General features: G+C 46.0%; 11 protein-coding genes. 6 read left to right on the top strand and 5 right to left on the bottom strand.

What is annotated here, in order from left to right:
• Positions 1-11 precede the first annotated feature (11 nt).
• On the top strand, positions 12-1,043 hold the full coding sequence (tdh, locus tag ACLIIY_RS17655; protein ID WP_005383983.1) for an L-threonine 3-dehydrogenase: 1,032 nt from the start codon (positions 12-14) through the stop codon (positions 1,041-1,043).
• A gap of 143 nt (positions 1,044-1,186) precedes the next feature.
• On the opposite strand, the gene ACLIIY_RS17650 is transcribed toward tdh, so the two are convergent.
• The gene (locus tag ACLIIY_RS17650) at positions 1,187-2,167 is read right to left on the bottom strand and encodes a cytotoxin (protein WP_434529012.1); all 981 of its coding nucleotides are present in this window, start codon (positions 2,165-2,167) and stop codon (positions 1,187-1,189) included.
• 503 nt (positions 2,168-2,670) lie between these two features.
• On the opposite strand from ACLIIY_RS17650, the gene ACLIIY_RS17645 reads away from it, so the two are divergent.
• Entirely contained in the window at positions 2,671-3,390 is a 720-nt protein-coding gene (locus ACLIIY_RS17645; RefSeq protein ID WP_039988583.1) for a carbonic anhydrase, read from the top strand.
• Positions 3,391-3,457: 67 nt separating this feature from the next.
• Here the strand turns inward: ACLIIY_RS17645 and ACLIIY_RS17640 are convergent, their stop codons facing one another.
• Entirely contained in the window at positions 3,458-4,561 is a 1,104-nt protein-coding gene (locus tag ACLIIY_RS17640; RefSeq protein WP_039839999.1) for a mechanosensitive ion channel family protein, read from the bottom strand.
• A gap of 347 nt (positions 4,562-4,908) precedes the next feature.
• Here ACLIIY_RS17640 and ACLIIY_RS17635 point away from each other — a divergent pair, with 347 nt between their 5' ends.
• Both ACLIIY_RS17635 and ACLIIY_RS17630 read left to right on the top strand, forming a co-directional pair.
• Positions 4,909-5,256: a helix-turn-helix domain-containing protein gene (locus ACLIIY_RS17635; protein ID WP_005439037.1), complete on the top strand. Its 348-nt coding sequence runs from the start codon at positions 4,909-4,911 to the stop codon at positions 5,254-5,256.
• A gap of 92 nt (positions 5,257-5,348) precedes the next feature.
• Positions 5,349-6,404, top strand: a complete 1,056-nt coding sequence (locus ACLIIY_RS17630; RefSeq protein ID WP_434529011.1) for a glycosyltransferase family 9 protein — start codon at positions 5,349-5,351, stop codon at positions 6,402-6,404.
• Between the two features lie 74 nt (positions 6,405-6,478).
• Here ACLIIY_RS17630 and lldD read toward each other — a convergent pair whose 3' ends face one another.
• Positions 6,479-7,618: an FMN-dependent L-lactate dehydrogenase LldD gene (lldD, locus tag ACLIIY_RS17625; RefSeq protein WP_005439035.1), complete on the bottom strand. Its 1,140-nt coding sequence runs from the start codon at positions 7,616-7,618 to the stop codon at positions 6,479-6,481.
• A gap of 290 nt (positions 7,619-7,908) precedes the next feature.
• Positions 7,909-9,600 (bottom strand): L-lactate permease, encoded by a 1,692-nt coding sequence (locus ACLIIY_RS17620; protein ID WP_009704966.1) that lies wholly within the window; start codon positions 9,598-9,600, stop codon positions 7,909-7,911.
• 156 nt (positions 9,601-9,756) lie between these two features.
• Between ACLIIY_RS17620 and ACLIIY_RS17615 the strand changes: the two genes are divergently transcribed.
• Positions 9,757-10,656, top strand: coding sequence for a LysR family transcriptional regulator (locus ACLIIY_RS17615; protein ID WP_005439033.1), 900 nt, complete (start codon positions 9,757-9,759; stop codon positions 10,654-10,656).
• A 137-nt stretch (positions 10,657-10,793) separates the two neighbouring features.
• Entirely contained in the window at positions 10,794-12,833 is a 2,040-nt protein-coding gene (locus ACLIIY_RS17610; protein WP_434529010.1) for a prolyl oligopeptidase family serine peptidase, read from the top strand.
• A gap of 221 nt (positions 12,834-13,054) precedes the next feature.
• Here the strand turns inward: ACLIIY_RS17610 and ACLIIY_RS17605 are convergent, their stop codons facing one another.
• The gene (locus tag ACLIIY_RS17605; RefSeq protein ID WP_434529009.1) at positions 13,055-14,686 is read right to left on the bottom strand and encodes an ABC transporter ATP-binding protein; all 1,632 of its coding nucleotides are present in this window, start codon (positions 14,684-14,686) and stop codon (positions 13,055-13,057) included.
• Positions 14,687-14,743 lie beyond the last annotated feature (57 nt).

Below are 14,743 nucleotides of genomic sequence, written 5' to 3'. Positions count from 1 at the left end.
TGGTGAATACTATGAAAATTAAAGCATTATCAAAGCTAAAGCCTGAAGAAGGCATCTGGATGACTGAGGTTGATAAACCTGAGGTTGGCCATAACGACATTCTGATCAAAATTAAGAAAACCGCTATCTGTGGTACAGACGTACATATCTACAACTGGGACGAATGGTCACAAAAGACAATTCCAGTACCGATGGTTGTTGGCCACGAATACGTGGGTGAAGTGGTTGCGATTGGTCAGGAAGTTCGTGGCTTTGAAATCGGTGACCGCGTATCTGGCGAAGGTCACATCACGTGTGGTCACTGTCGTAACTGTCGTGGCGGCCGTACTCACCTATGTCGTAACACAATTGGTGTGGGCGTTAACCGTGAAGGTGCATTCGCAGAATACCTAGTGATTCCAGCGTTCAATGCGTTCAAAATCCCAGAAGGCATCTCTGACGATCTAGCGTCTATCTTTGACCCGTTTGGTAACGCTGTACACACTGCGCTTTCTTTTGACCTAGTGGGCGAAGACGTGCTTATCACAGGTGCAGGCCCAATCGGTATCATGGCTGCTGCAGTAGCAAAACACGTTGGTGCTCGCCACGTAGTAATCACAGACGTGAACGAATACCGTCTAGAACTTGCTCGTAAAATGGGCGTAACACGCGCAGTAAACGTTGCAGAAGAGAAGCTAGAAGACGTAATGGCTGAGCTAGGCATGACAGAAGGCTTCGACGTAGGTCTAGAAATGTCTGGTAACCCAGCAGCATTCAACTCAATGCTAACTACGATGAACCACGGTGGTCGTATTGCACTACTAGGTATTCCACCATCAGACATGGGTATCGACTGGAACCAAGTTATCTTCAAAGGCTTGGTGATCAAAGGTATCTACGGCCGTGAAATGTTCGAAACTTGGTACAAGATGGCTTCACTGATCCAATCTGGTCTGGATCTATCGCCAATCATCACGCACCACTACAAGATTGATGACTTCCAAGAAGGCTTCGACGTAATGCGCAGCGGTATGTCAGGCAAGGTTATTCTTGATTGGGAATAAGGTCACGATAAAGCAACCTAAAACCTCTTGATACAAGATTAATAAAAACGCCCTAAGTGAACCTTGGGGCGTTTTTGTTTTTAATGACTGACTATTTTGCTGATAGCGCTCGTTTACAACTCAAACTCATTATTACTTCAACGTTAGCGTTTTATTACTATGGTTCCCGTCTCAACCACACGAGACTCCTTCGATGCCATGACTTTTGCCGTGTGCTTTTCTGATGAGAAGAGTGTTTTTGCTGATGTAGTTGGTTGGCTGATAGTAGGAGCATGCTCTTGCTTCTGGTAATGAATTTCCCAATTTCGAGTTTTAGTGTTGTAGCGCATATAGGCAAAGCCCGTAATATTCTTAATCGTGGTGCTGCCTTTTTGGTAAAAACCATAATCACGGAAACTCATATAGTTGATTAATCCGTTGCTGTGGTCTTTCACTTCATTGTATTGCTTATCTTCTTTGCCACCTTCTACATGGTAAACCCTGATTAAATCATCGCTCCAGTCATCCACAACAAAAGAGCAGCCGCTGAAGTTGGGCGTGAAAACATATAAATGGTCGCGATGAGGATCAGGGTGTTTAGGTATATCGAGATACTTGCCTTGCGCGACCCAGTAGGCCATCTGTGATGTATTTTTATCGGGTTGTTCGCCTGCATATGTATCGATAACTTGGAGCGCACCTACCGTTCCATGGGCGTGTTTGTATAGCATGCCACTAAACACAAGCTCACCACTCTCTTTAACTTCCTTTTGAGTGGTAGGGGTGAGTGATGACATTTGAAGAGCGACAACCTCTGCGCTAACAGGCTGATTAGCGAAGCTAGAACCAAGCAGGTCTGATGGCAGTACACGTTTTCCGATTGCATCGTTCATTGCCATTCTCGATGTTGGCATCGGTGACAGGATAGCGTCAGGCACCTCACGCTCTTCGCCCACGTGAATATGGTTTTTCTGTTCTTCTTCTTTGCGGTCGGCGACGACTTTGTCTCGGTTATCATTCCAGCGCTTATAGTCACTTGACGAGTAAGTTAACTCATCCCTGCGTTCTTGCTGTTGTCGTGCTGCTCGTTGCGCTGTGGTTTCTTGTGCTTCTTCTGTATTAGCAGGCGCTGATTGATATCGCATGGTCGGCATTCCAATAAAAATAAATAAAAGAATACCTATGATTTTCAATATTTCATGAGGTGACTGTTTAAATAGTGATTTTTACTAACAGAAAGCTCAGAACGAAATTGTATTTTAAATTCAGCTGTGTGTTTAAGTTTGTTGTGGCTAAATAAAAACCACTTATAAAATTCAATAGATGACTGTTAAGAATTTATTTATTCATAATGGTTATTGAAATATGTGTTTGTAATATTCAAAGTTATTGTTTTGACAGTCAGTTTAGCCAGTAATCTCCCCGTTATTGCTGCAATATTTTTGTACTGTTCTGATTATCTATGGTTTCTAATTGTCGACTTATCAATTACATAAAATGTGGAGATCATTTCCAAATTTAGCAGGTAAACATAGATTGCATAGCGCGAGCTAATCCATTTTCTTCATTCCTTTGTTAATACTGCATGCGTGAACATACGCATAAGAAAGTGTTCATTACTTAACCATAGATACAAAAGGAAATGAAAATGAGAAAGTCACTGACAGCACTTGGTTTAGCATTGGTATTTGCAGGCTCAGCAAACGCGGCAAACTGGGGCTATGAGGGTGAGCACGGCCCGGCAAATTGGGGCGAGTTCGCTTCTGAATGTGCGAAAGGTCAAAACCAAAGTCCAATCAATATTGAATCTGCGACTGAAGCTAAGCTAGAAAAACTGGATTTTGATTACGAAGGTAAGGCAATTTCACTGCTGAATAACGGCCACACTTTACAGACCAGTCTAGAAGGCAAAAACACGCTCACTATTGATGGTAAAGAGTTCACGTTAAAACAGTTCCACTTCCATACACCATCTGAAAACCATGTAGATGGTAAAGAATACCCACTAGAAGCGCACTTTGTACATGCCGACAAAGTTGGTCATCTGGCCGTTGTCGCGGTGTTCTTTAAACTGGGTGACGCGAACCCGGATCTAGCGAAGCTGCTGGCTAACATCCCAACTAAAGATCAGGACGTAGCCATCAAGGTTCCATTTGATGCTGACGCGCTTATTCCAAGTGATAAAGACTACTACCGCTTCAATGGCTCTCTAACCACGCCACCGTGTTCTGAAGGTGTGCGTTGGTTGGTGATTAAAGAGACACAAACTATCTCCCCAGAGCAGGTGAAAGAGTTTGCGAAAGCGATGGGGCAAAACAACCGTCCAATCCAACCGCTTAACGCCCGAATGATTCTAGCGCAGCAATAAGGGTTAAAGTGACCAGTCATAAAAAAAGCCCGCTGATTTAGCGGGCTTTGTGTTTGGTATTTTGAAATTAGAAATCACTGCCGTCTTGCGCTTGAGCTTTCGCCATTTGAATCGGGTCAAGCTTGAGTGTTTGCGTAGGGAACGCAATATCGGCTTCGTGCTTCTTAATGATCGCCATGACCTGCAAAAGCACATCTTGCTTCACTTCGTGGTAGCGAACCCAGTTCACTGTTTTGGTGAAGGTATAGATAAAGAAGTTCAGTGAAGATGCACCAAACGCATCGAAGTTGACGATAAGTGTCTGGCGCGTATCGATGTCCTTGTGGTTCTTCAACATTTCGCGCACTTCATCAATGATTACTGGTACTTTGTCTGCATCGTCGTAGCGCAGGCCAATTGTCTCAAAGATTCGGCGGTTCAACATGCGAGACGGGTTTTCTACCACAATGTTGCTGAACACTGAGTTAGGCACATAGATAGGTCGCTTATCGAAGGTACGAATGCTGGTCATACGCCATCCAATACGTTCTACCGTTCCTTCTATTTGACGGTCTGGAGAGCGGATCCAATCGCCAACTTTGAACGGACGATCGAAGTAAATCATCAAACCACCAAAGAAGTTTGATAGAAGATCCTTGGCTGCCAAACCGACAATCAAACCACCGACACCACCAAAGGTCAGTAAACCGGAAAGGCTGAGGCCAAATGCCTGCATAACCGTTAATACACCGATGACGATAAAGAACAGGCGAGCTACTTTCGCGACGGCTTGTACGGTCGTCTCGTCACGAGTTTTTTGCTCCAGCACGTAGTCTTCGACGTTGGTGATAAGACGCATCACAATCCAAACTAGGATGCTGATAACAAGAATGAGTTTAAGGGTGCTGAGCCAGTTGAACTCGTTCCCCAACTCACTTTGCAGAACAATGCCTAAAGATACCGTCGCAGGCCAACACCAGATTAAGGTGCTGACGGGGGTTTTGAGTGCTTCTAATAAAAGGTCATCCCAATGAAAGGGGGTTTTCTCGACCAAAATGGCTAATCGAGAATGCAATACGCGCCACGCAATCCAAGCAAAAAAGCTCGCAATCGTAATGAACAGTACGCTGCTGCTCCAGTCTTGATGATGGGCCATGATGTAAGTTTGAAGTTCTGTAAACCACTGTGGCATAAGTAAAGTTTCATTTTTGGAACAATGAGTGAAAGGTAGCAGAGTTTGAGTTTCTGCCCTAGCAAAATGATGTGATTCGAATAATCCGTTCTTGTCTTCTTATCACTGCTGTTAAGGAGAGGAGTGTTTAGAGTGATGTTAATGATTAATGTGTAAATACAAGGTGATGATACGTATGGTGAAATGTAAAGCTCGTACTGTTCACTTACATGGTGTGATGAAACTCGAACTTTGAAAGATAAGCGCTATCATTCGAACCATCAATTGTAGGTTCTTTGACTCATCGCTAACATTTATCAAGCTCAAATATGAGACTTTAGTGTCACTTTGACATACGGAGATAAACCATGGAATTCACAGAGCTAGATAGAAATGCGCTCTACGACATTTGGATGTCGCAAAAAGCAAAAATGCACCTCACCCAAATGGAGATGGCAAAGCGCCTAGGTTTGAGCTTGCATGAGTTCTCTGCTTTGTTACGTGGGAATGCTCCGCTAACGCTTGGCTTCGTGAAGCAACTTTGCGAACAATTGCACGTTCGCCCTGGTCAAGTGATTCCATCTATGAGCAAACGCGATATTTCTTCTTCAGGTTCCGTGTACCTTCAAAACCGTATCACTGTAGATGGTGAAATCCGTAATGTCTTCATTGAAGGCAACCAAGTTGTGATTGAGTACGAACACACGGTGAACTAACCGATTCCATCCGTGTATTTTTTGTCGTAGACAATTTATTCACATCTCTACTGATAAAACTAGCAGCCATGATGTCCCTTTGAATGAAAGGAATGGCTGTGAAGACTTTTCTCCGTAATTTCGATAAACAACGTCGTCGTTTGACGTACCAACTTGAGCCTAAACTTGCAGGTTGGTTGAATGACGACTCTCTCACTGTTCACGAACCAATGCCGCACGATCAGGTGAAACGTATTTTGATCGTGAGAAACAACAGTCGTATCGGAAATATGTACTTCCTGCTTCCGTTTGTTCATCAGGTTCTGCGCTTATACCCAAATGCGAAAGTTGATCTATTGTTGAATTCGCCTTGGCAAGGTGAAGTCTTCAAGAATCTTGGCATCAATCAGATTCATTACTCCAACTTGTCATTCAAATCGCCAGATAAAGCGCTTGCGACTATCCGTTTGTTAAAGCGAGAGAGATATGACTTGTTATTCGCACCGACTGCGGGCGCGTGCGACACTTTTCTTTCCGCTGTGATTCCGGTGAAGAACAAGATCGCTTTTAAGAAAGTTAAAACAGAGCGAGTATTTACTCACTCCTCGGTCGCCGATTCGCCTTTTCGTCACGGTGCCTACAAGCCACTTTCTATCCTTGAAGCGATGGGACATGAACTTGATAACACCTTGGACCATCATATTGTGTTTGATTCAAAAGAGCTTTCCTCTGGTATTCAGCAAGCGCGTAAATTACACGAAGAAGGCAAGCCAACATTTGCTTTCTTCCGTGGTGCGCGAGGCAAGAAAAAACTCAGTGATCATGCTTGGTTAACCATTCTGGCCGAATTTGAACGCAAGCAAGGTCAAAGTGTGAATTGGGTGGAGGTATTAAGCCCAGATATCCAGCAGCCACTATTAAAAGACTCCCGCACTTTGGCATGCAAGGACCTGCGTCAATTGGGTGCGACGTTGCGCTATCTTGATGGCTTTCTTTGTTGTGATACTGGACCATTGCATTTAGCGGATGCCGCAGGTGCAACTTGCTTTGGTTTTTATACGGAAACGTGCCCACAACGATTTGGGTTAATGGGTGAGAAATGCCATGCGATTCGATTGTTTCTTTCGGAGGAACAAGCCGAGTTCGAGCCTGTGTTAAGAATGGCGTAACGCCGGATGAAATGAAAAAGTGACAGCACGATAGGCTGTCACTTTTTGTATGAACATGGTTTAGAGCGATTTGCCTAAGGAATCTTCACCAAAGAATCACGCGATAAGTCAGAGATGGTTTTCGCTCCTGTAAGCGTCATTGCTACGCGCATTTCCTTGTCGTAAAGGTCAAGCAAGTTCTCTACGCCAGCACCGCCTTGCGCCGCGAGTGCGTATACAAAAGAGCGACCCAGAAGCGTACAATCTGCGCCAAGTGCCAGCATACGAACGACATCCAAACCAGTACGAATACCTGAATCGACGAAAATTTTCAGGTCACCTTTTACGGCATCTGCAATGCTTGGCAGCGCTTTTGCTGTTGACAGCACACCATCAAGTTGGCGACCACCGTGGTTAGATACAACAATACCATCAGCACCGAAGCGAACCGCGTCTTTTGCATCTTCTTCGTCTAGAATGCCTTTGATGACCATTGGGCCATCCCAAAAGTCTCGAATCCACTCTAGATCTTTCCAAGAGATTGAAGGGTCGAAGTTTGCACCGAGCCAGCCAATGTAGTCTTCTAGCTTGGTTGGTTCGCCACGGTAAGTAGATATATTACCTAAATCGTGAGGTTTACCTAATACGCCGACATCCAGTGCCCAGCTTGGATGGCGCATCGCTTGGAATACACGGCGCATCGCGGCATTAGGGCCACTCATACCAGAGTGCATGTCACGGTAACGCGCTCCTGGAACTGGCATATCCACTGTGAAAACCAGCGTTGTTACGCCAGCGGCTTTGGCACGCTCAAGTACGTTCTTCATAAAGCCGCGATCTTTTAGAACATACAGTTGGAACCACATTGGGCGTTCAATCGCAGGTGCCACTTCTTCAATTGGACAAACAGATACGGTCGACATGGTGAAAGGAATGCCTTTCTTTTCTGCCGCTTTCGCTGCTTGAACCTCACCACGTCGCGCGTACATACCGGTCAGGCCAACAGGCGCAAGAGCGATTGGCATTGCCAGCTTCTCACCGAAGATTTCTGTTTCTAGGCTTAGATCGCTCATGTCACGCAGAACACGTTGGCGTAGTGCCACGTCACCTAAGTCATCGGTGTTGCGCTTTAATGTGCGCTCGTCGTATGAACCGCCATCAATGTAATGGAAAAGGAATGGAGGCAGCTTGGCTTTCGCAGCAGCGCGGTAATCTGTAGAAGCAGAGATAATCATATTCGTGTGTCCTGGCTGTTATTCTAAGATTGCGTCCTGAGTCAATGAGCACCTGCTCTGTCAGTGTTTCACTGACTGCCATCCTTTCGGCAGTCGACATCAGAATAGAGTATAGATAAGTGATTGAGCTGTGAGACATTCCATACACGGAACAATCAATTATCTGCACTGAAAAAGACTGGCACATCGGTCGGGGGATTGATGCAGCAAGCCACACCAAAAGTGTCGGGGTAGTAGTGCTGACCGCTGTGCCAGAGAAAGTGCAGGGCGGGGGAGACCCTGCGTAAGTGTTACTTCATTAAGGCGTCTGTAAGTTGGAATCCGTAAATCAGAATCAGACCTATGATGCCTGTGACCACCAAGTAGTAGAACGTTGGGATAACCGTCTTGCGCAGCGTTGCACCTTCTCGTCCTAGCAGGCCAACCGTTGCAGAGGCTGCCACAACGTTGTGGATGGCAATCATGTTACCGGCAGCAGCGCCAACTGCTTGAAGAGCAACCACAATGGCACTTGAGATGGTCAGTGTCTGCGCTACTTCGAACTGGAACTGGCTGAACATCATGTTCGACACGGTATTAGAACCGGCGATGAATGCACCAAGGGCACCAACAGTAGCACTCAACGCCGGGAATGCTGAGCCAACGAGGTCTGCTGCAAAGTTTGCCGTGGTTACAGGCATACTTGCTAGCTCGGCGCCGTTGACACCTGAGTTAATAAAGATACGAACCATAGGGATGGTGAACACAAGAACGAAACCTGCGCCGATTAGTGTCTTGCTTGATTCGCCAAACGCTTTGCCAAGTGACTTAGCGCCGCCACCTTGTAGAAGAACCGCAAGTAACGCAACGAAGACTAAGATGCCACCCGGAAGGTAAAGAGGTTGAATCGCTGTGCTGATACCGGTTTCACCAAGAATATTACCAAACGATAGGCTTACGCTCTTAAGTAGACCTTTGAACTCAGGGCTTACGCGGCTTGCTACTAGGATAACTGCTAGCATCACGTATGGTGCCCAAGCTTTGGTTAGGCTCATTGGTTTGCCTGGGTTGTCATCAAGATTGATCTTTAGAGAACCTAGCCATTCTGCTGGCCACTTATCTTCGCTCTCGAAGTCCCATTTGGTTTTTGGAACGAGGAAACCTTTCTTCGCCGCAGTAACTACAATCGCCAGACCGACTAGACCACCGATTAATGACGGGAACTCAGCACCTAGGAATACGCCTGTTAGTGCATAAGGCACAGTGAAGGCAACACCTGCGAATAGCGCGAAAGGTAGGATGTCTAGCCCTTCGCTCCAGCTCTTATTCTTACCGAAGAAGCGCGTCAGCATCATTGCCATGAGTACCGGAATGAGAGTACCAACCGTTGCGTGAATCATTGCTACGCTTGCGGTGATTTGCTGTAGGTACGCGTCCCATGTTGAGCCATGAGCAACCAGTGCTTCACCGATGTTGTGCGTGTCTAAACCTTTGTTCACACCTACGATGATTGGTGTCCCAACCGCACCGAAAGATACTGGCGTAGATTGGATCATCATACCCATCAGTACCGCTGCAAGTGCAGGGAAGCCAATGGCTACCAATAGAGGAGCGGCGATAGCAGCAGGTGTACCGAAGCCAGAGGCGCCCTCAATGAACGAGCCGAAACACCAAGCGATGATGATGGCTTGAACGCGACGGTCGGCTGAAATATCAGTAAACCCATTGCGAATAGTGGTGATCGCGCCAGTGTGTTTTAAAGTGTTAAGCAAGAAGATGGCACCAAACACGATCCAAAGAACAGAGACAGTAATACCTAATCCTTGGAAGACAGACGCCAGTACGCGAGTAGCTGACATATCCCAAAACATTAGGGCGATAGCGACGGTTAGACCGAACGCAACAGGCATGGCTTTTTTAGCAGGCCAGTTGAGACCAACCAATAATATGGCGGCGACAACAATTGGCGAAAACGCCACAAGGGCAAGTAGGGTTTCACTCATTGGTACATCCTCGTACGCTGACTTCTCGAACGGCTTTATGCTGTAGAGATGATTTTTGTTGTAATGGTTTTGTTAATTTGGCGTGAATTTACCCCTTTATTTTTTATAGATATAGGGAAATAATGAAATTAATTTATTCCAAAAGTGACATAATCGATGCGTGCAGATGACCTAATCCTGTTCTCACAGGTAGTAGAAATGGGTAGCTTTAGTAAGGTGGCGGAAGAAAATAACCTTACAAATTCGGTAGTTAGTAAGAGAATAGCTCGGCTAGAGGAAGAAATCGGTGCTCAGCTATTATATCGAACAACGCGTAAATTGACCCTGACCGAAGCGGGAAAGGTTTTGTTACACAGTGCTAAAAATGTGAAGCAAGCCACTCAGGAGGCTATGGATGCAGTTTCAGGCTTTGGTGAGAATGTCAGCGGTCATATCAAAATGTCGGTGCCGACTATCTCGGGTGATTTGATTCTGGCGGACGCCGTAGCCGAGTTTTGTAATATGCACCCAGGCCTCACCGTCGATATGTCGCTTGATAATCGCTTTGTTGATTTGGTTGCTGGTGGCTTTGACTTGGTGATTCGAACTGGTTATCTAGAAGATTCCAGCCTGATTGCCCGTCATATTCTCGATTCACAATGGGTGGTTTGCGCCTCGCCTTCTTACATAGCCAAGAATGGCAAACCAATTGAGCCTATCGACTTAACCACACACAACTGTTTGCAATACGCTTATCAAACTACTGGGGCGACCGACTGGCAGTTTAAAGGCAAAGATGGCGATTACATCGTCAGAGTCTCGGGTTGTTTCTCGACAGATAACGCTACGGCCTTACGCAAGGCAGCTTTGGGTGGGCATGGTATCGCCTACGTACCGCGTTGTTTGGTCTATCACGATATTCGTAGTGGTGAGCTGGTGGATATTTTCCCTGAGTTAGTTGGTAAAAAGCTTGGCATCTATGCGGTTTACCCTTTTACTCGTCAGCCGCCGAATAAAGTAAAGCTTTTGATCGAACACATCCGAGAGCGATACCTCACTATCTCGCATTACTTTTAGTTGGTTCATAAATATAAGAAATGTTTCAATCTATTGGTTGAAATTCGGTGTTTGAACCCTAAGGTAGGTATTGAGAATAAATCTCAACAAAATAATAAAACAAAACACTTAACTTCAAACGGAGTAACACGGACGTTATGCATTACCCAAAAACTCGTAAAGATTCCGTCGTCGACACTTATTTTGGTCACGACATCGCAGACCCATACCGCTGGTTAGAGGACGATCTCAGCCAAGAAACCGCAGAGTGGGTTTCAGGACAAAACTCAGTGACCTTTGATTACTTAGGTCAGATTCCTTTCCGCCAACAAATCCGCGATTTAGTGGCGAATAGCCAAAACTACGAAAAGTACTCTCAACCATTTGTTCATGGTGAATACACTTACTTCTACAAAAACGATGGCTTGCAGAACCAGAGCGTTTTATACCGCCGAAAAGGGGATGAGGAAGCGGAAATCTTCTTAGACCCGAATACCTTTTCAGAAGAAGGAACAACATCACTTGGTGAAGTGAAGTTCTCTAAAGACGATTCTCTTGTCGCGTATTCCATTTCTGAGGGCGGCAGCGACTGGCGCAAGATCTTCGTCATTAATGTAGAAACCAAAGAACAGCTTGAGCCTGAAATTGTCGACGCTAAGTTCACCACAATTTCTTGGCTTGGTAGCAAGGGCTTTTACTACGCGAGTTATGACAAACCTAAGGGCAGTGAGCTTTCGGCGCGTACTGAGCAGCACAAGCTTTACTACCATGAGTTAGGCACACCACAATCTCAAGACAAAGTTGTCTTTGGTGCGTTGGACGCGCAGAAGCATCGTTATGTAGGGGGAGTGACAACCAAAGATGACCGCTTCCTTATTATTACAGGCGCAGAGTCGACATCGGGTAACAGGCTGTTCTATGTCGATCTAGCTTCAGAAGAGCAAGACGTAATCACGCTTCGAGATACAACCGATGGTGATACACATCTGATTGATAACCAAGATGACACCTTAATCTTCTATACCAACCTAGATGCGCCTAACGGCAAAGTGGTTGGCTACAACACTCAAACCCAGCAATGGACAGAGATCATTGCCGAGCAGGAACAACCACTGGATATAAGCAAAGGTGGTGGCTACTTGTTTGCGACTTACATGGTTGATGTTCTCTCTAAGGTTCAGCAGTTTACTTACCAAGGCGAGTTAGTGCGTGAGGTTACTCTGCCTGATCAAGGCACCGTATATGGCTTACAGGGCAAAGCAGAAGATAAGACGCTTTACTACACCTTTACTAACTATGTGACCCCTCCGACCATCTTCTCTTTTGATGTAGAAAGTGGTGAGTCTGCACTCTACCAAGAATCGAAAGCCCCGTTCGACCGTAAAGAATACGAGTCTCAACAAGTGTTCTACACCTCAAAAGACGGAACGAAAGTGCCGATGATCATCTCGTATAAGAAAGGTACCAAGCTCGATGGTACAGCACCAACCATGCTGTATGGTTATGGTGGCTTTAATATCAGTTTGACGCCGATGTTCTCAGGAAATGTCGCGAACTGGTTAGAACTTGGTGGTATCTACGCGGTGGCAAATATGCGTGGCGGCGGCGAATATGGTAAGGCTTGGCACAATGCAGGTACTCAGCAACAAAAGCAAAACGTGTTTGATGACTTCATTGCCGCGGCGGAATACTTGATTGAGCACGACTACACCAGCTCAGAGCGCCTCGCTATTCGTGGTGGCTCAAACGGTGGTTTGTTGGTTGGTGCGTGTATGACTCAGCGTCCAGAGCTGTTTAAAGTGGCGATTCCTGCGGTTGGTGTATTAGACATGCTTCGCTACCACACCTTTACCTCTGGAGAGGGCTGGAAGTACGACTACGGTACGTCAGAGCAAACCGAGGCGATGTTCCAATATCTACTTGGTTATTCACCAGTGCACAGCGTCAAAGAGGGTGTCTCATACCCGGCTACACTTGTCACGACCGCAGACCACGACGACCGTGTTGTCCCTGCGCACTCATATAAGTTCATTGCAGAGCTGCAAGAGAAGCACCAAGGAGACAACCCGGTACTGATTCGTATCGATGTGAATGCTGGCCATGGCGCGGGGATGCCGCTGAGCAAACAAATCGACCTGACTACCGACGTTTACGCGTTTGCATTACATAACATGGGTATCGAAACGCTCGATATTTAATACCAAGCGCAGGCTCAACATAATAAAAAATGCCGCGACATCCATCGCGGCATTTTTCATGGTTGGGGGAACTCAATGTGTTAGTTAGGGTGACTAAGCCTAACTTTGAACCAACCAGTCTCGGCGGCCAAACCGAATGGCAGCTATACCATTTTTCGTAGTTATGGCGAAAAATTCACCATACTTTAATCCTAGTTTAAGAATATGAAACTGTGATGAATCTAGGCTGCATCATCTTGATTTTCATTGTTTTCAAGGTCAAATGAGGCATCAATCAGCTTTCTTGTGTAAGCGCTTTTCGGATTATGGAAGATTTCTTCTGCCGTCCCTTGCTCCATGACTTCCCCCTTTTGCATCACCAGAACACGGTCCGACAGTGCTTTGACTACGGAGAGATCGTGGCTAATAAATAAGAAGCCGATGTTGTGTTTCTTCTGCAGATCTTTTAGAAGATCAATGACGGTCAACTGAACCGAACGGTCGAGAGCCGAGGTTGGCTCATCAAGCAAAATGAAAGAAGGCTCAAGAATTAACGCACGCGCAATAGCGATACGTTGACGCTGACCACCAGAAAACTCGTGCGGGTAACGGTTGATAGATGCTGGATCTAAGCGTACCTCTCGCAGAACATCACGTGCCTTTTGCATTCGTTCTGCTTTATTCATTTGAGGTTGATGCACAGTGAGTCCTTCAGTGATGATGTCACCGACCGTCATGCGAGGAGAAAGGGAGCCGTAAGGGTCTTGGAACACCATCTGGACATCTTTCTTTAACTCAAAACGCTGTTTGGTAGAGAGTAGGGAAAGTTCTTGCCCTTTGAATTGAATCTTGCCACTTGATGGCAGCAAACCAATCAAAGCTCGTCCTAGTGTTGATTTACCAGAGCCTGATTCACCAACAATACCAAGCGTTTCGCCTTGCTTTAACTCTAGTGAGATGCCTTTAACTGCCTCAAAATACTCGTTCTTGCTGGCGATGAAGTGCGGCTTAACAAGAAACTTAACGCGGATATCATCGGCTTTAAGAAGTTCAGCGGCGTTTTCTTCAATCGGGTCTTTGCTGCCTTTAGGAATCGAGTTAATCAGCATCTTGGTGTAATCATGCTGCGGTTCGGAGAAGAGTGCTTCTGTGATGCCTTCTTCGACGACTTCACCTTTACACATCACCAATACTCGGTCAGCAAAGTGTTTCACTACGCCTAAGTCGTGAGTGATGAACAAGATCGCCATGCCCATCTTGGCTTGGATCTCTTTGATCAGATAAAGCACTTCTGCCTGAACGGTAACGTCAAGCGCCGTGGTTGGCTCGTCGGCAATCAGAATGTCTGGCTCGTTGATCAAAGCCATGGCAATCATGATGCGCTGCAACTGACCACCGGAGAATTCGTGCGGATACTTTGTGTAAGCTTGTTGAGGATTTGGTAGGTGTACTAAGTCAAACAGCTCAAGCACCTTGTCTTTGGCTTGTTTCTTACTCACTGGGCGATGACACATAATGGCTTCCGCCACTTGAATACCAACACGCATGTATGGGTTAAGAGAAGTCATTGGCTCTTGGAAAATCATACCAATGCGATCGCCACGGATGCTTTGCATTTGGCGTTCGGTTTTCTCTAGGATTGATTCGCCTTCAAAGACAATAGAGGAGTCGGCGTGCAAGATGGCATTATCTGGCAGCAATCTCATCAACGCATTGGTTGAGACAGATTTACCAGAGCCAGATTCGCCTACGATAGACAGCGTTTCACCAGCTTTAAGATCAAAGCTAACCTTCTTTACTGCATCGACGATACCATCGTTTGTCGTAAAGCTGACAGACAGGTTGTTCACCGAAAGAATGGTTTGTGTGGACATCACGTTTCCTTGTGTATCGAGTTGTTATTACTGTTATTTGTTGTGCCTTACCGTGGC

The organism is Vibrio sp. K4 (assembly GCF_051122595.1).
Taxonomy (GTDB): Bacteria; Pseudomonadota; Gammaproteobacteria; order Enterobacterales; family Vibrionaceae; genus Vibrio; species Vibrio owensii.
Note: the sequence above shows the minus strand (reverse complement) of the source record. Positions and strands in the feature narration are given on the sequence as shown.